The 282-nt window shown below is 72.7% G+C and carries 1 protein-coding gene; it reads left to right on the top strand.

The window, feature by feature from the left end:
• Positions 1-15 precede the first annotated feature (15 nt).
• Positions 16-282 (top strand): hypothetical protein (locus ACLQ22_RS32055; protein ID WP_425695612.1); only part of this gene is annotated, 267 nt, incomplete at its 3' end.

Below are 282 nucleotides of genomic sequence, written 5' to 3'. Positions count from 1 at the left end.
CCGCAACCTCTACTGGTGCCCCACCCGCCAGGCCGGCTTGATGGCGAGCTGCCCACGGTCGTGGTGGCCGAGCTACCGGCTACGGGCGATCTACCGGCTGTGGGCGATGCTGTCGGCGTTGTCGAGGCCACGCACGCGGCGAGCACGCTGGTGTTGGGTTGGATCCAGGACTGGCTGGCCGACCCGGCCACGGACGGTTCCCGGCTGGTGGTGATGACCCGCGGCGCCACCGATGGCAGCGACCTGGCCGCGGCCGCGGTATGGGGCCTGGTCCGCTCCGCG

Origin of the sequence: Micromonospora sp. DT178 (genome assembly GCF_049841695.1) — a bacterium.
Lineage (GTDB): Bacteria > Actinomycetota > Actinomycetes > Mycobacteriales > Micromonosporaceae > Micromonospora.
This window is presented reverse-complemented; position numbering and strand designations above follow the sequence as displayed.